Origin of the sequence: Candidatus Chlorohelix sp. (genome assembly GCF_037138995.1) — a bacterium.
Taxonomy (GTDB): domain Bacteria; phylum Chloroflexota; class Chloroflexia; order Chloroheliales; family Chloroheliaceae; genus Chlorohelix.
Genome location: NZ_JBAXHI010000104.1, coordinates 1 through 2,094, shown reverse-complemented (window position 1 = coordinate 2,094; position 2,094 = coordinate 1). Strand labels below are relative to the sequence as shown.

The window sequence follows — 2,094 nt, the reverse complement described above, 5'->3', positions numbered from 1 at the left end:
ACAACATGCCCGTTTTTAAGGGTTTTTTCTGTCAGAAATATTAAAAGTTTATTAAAGTTTTAGAGGAGTTCGGATTTGTAGGAGCAACCTCCGTGTTGCGACAAGAACCGCCCCTACGGGTTAATTCTCATGGTGTTGGCGAGAGGGCTTCAATCCAAAATCCAAAATGGAATGCGCCCTCGTTCGGTTTGCTCATACCAACGCGAGCGAACAAGGACGCTCGGCGCAACGCCGCAACGCCATTCGCGCCAACGCCACATCCGATTGGCTGAGTTGTGCAATGCGCCAGCGTTCTTGCAAATGCAGCGCAAACTCCAACATATCAGCATCTTGCCCTAACAATTCCAAAGTGCCTGACCGCAAGTGCGCGGCAAGGTCTGAGCGGTTTAGCGGACCGTCCAGTTCTTCCAGCGTACGTTTGAAAAGCTCGGTCGGGTCGGGAAGCGACTCCGGCACAAGGACGTTAGGGATGGGGTGTTCTCCGGTAACAGCTTCGGGGGCAGCATCTTCTTCAGGCTCAACCTGTGATATGCGATTGCGCTGCTCCAACAACGCGCTCACATAGGGGAAAGTGGGCTTAACGGGTGGCACAACCGACAGAGCAGGAGCGCGATAATTCGCCTCCAACGCCTTGAGCAAAAAGCCTGCCGGGTTAGCCACCTGTTCGCGGCGCAACCGCTCGTACAGCAAATCCAGCTTTTCGCGCAAATATTCGTGATGATACGTGCCTAGTAACCGCTCTAGCATCTTGCGTTCGTAGCCCAAACGCTCAAGCTCTGTCTCCAATTCCGGCTCAAGCTTACGCGCTAAATTATCAGACGTAGGCGACAACAGCATGTTGTTGTTATCTTTTATTTGTCTAATTAGTTGTTTACTGTCATGTTGTGGGTAGCTTTGTGATACTACCCCAGTATCATTTTGAAACTCATCTTGGAGCTTATTTGCTACTACCCCCTGTATCAAAATGCTACTACCCTGTAACGCAACGCTACTATCTAGGGGCGCAAAAACAGGAGTCGGCACACTAATATTATAGGAAGCCGCGTTGGCGGTGGTCTGACAGTTCGATACCTCGCTATCAGGTGGTATCAAATTGCTACTAGCCAGTAGCGCAACGCTACTATCTTCTAACTCGCTATCAGGCAGTATCAAAATGCTCCTAGCTTTACTCTCAGGAGGGTGTTCATTCTCTGAATAATTCTTATCGGAATATTGGGTTGGCGATAGCGTAGCGGCATTGGCAAAGCTCAAGCCGTAGATTTTCGGTTGGTTGCCGGGCTGATAGGGGTTATCTTGGATTTGCTCCCAGATGATGCGCTTGCCTAGCAGCCCTTCGATGCCGCGCAAAACGGTAGTTTTCGCCAAGCCTGTGCCGCAATCGAGGATAGTACCATCGCGGCGGCGAATCCCATGGCAGAATTGCTGGAGAGAAATGGCATCGGTGGGCTTGTGGAAGCCGAGAGTGCGCCGAATAATATAATGAAGCACCTTGAACTCTGCTTCGCTCAGGTGCGCCATCAAGTGGTCGGTCACTTCATCCAACACGGCATAGCGGTTCTGACTGCTGAAGCCGCCAAACACAAAAACAGGTTGCCGCGCCGTTCCGCCGCCCTCTGTGGGAGAATCAGGTTGTTGTCCGTTTTTATTCACTCGTGCCATTTTGTCGGGTTCAGGCTTAATATAAAGAGTGATACACAATATTCTGAATGTAATAATAAAATGCGCCGGGTGGGCGGGCAAGCGCCTTTACTAAATTACATAACTATACTCATGTATTAATACTTTATAGCATGCGATTCTGAACCTAAATCGTTTACTGCATGGTGCGTATCTACTTACTGCATACCACACACATGTTTACCGCATGTCACACCAAAATAGCCAAAGCACATATGTTCTATTATAAAGTTATAACCCGATTTGTAAAATTTGTCAATCCTTTTTTATAGAGAAGGGGCAACATCGCGACCAACCACTGCGGGTTGCCCAGCCGGAGGTTGCTCTTGCCCTCGATGGGTGGGGCAAATCTCATGGGGATTGGGGCAATAAAAGAAGGGCGACTCCAGCGTCGCCCCCACAAGATTAAAACCTAAC

1 protein-coding gene is annotated in these 2,094 nt (G+C 49.4%); it reads right to left on the bottom strand.

Annotated features, from left to right (window positions below):
- Positions 1-192: 192 nt before the first annotated feature.
- The gene (locus WCK19_RS18440) at positions 193-1,659 is read right to left on the bottom strand and encodes a replication protein (protein WP_342398874.1); all 1,467 of its coding nucleotides are present in this window, start codon (positions 1,657-1,659) and stop codon (positions 193-195) included.
- Positions 1,660-2,094: the final 435 nt, after the last annotated feature.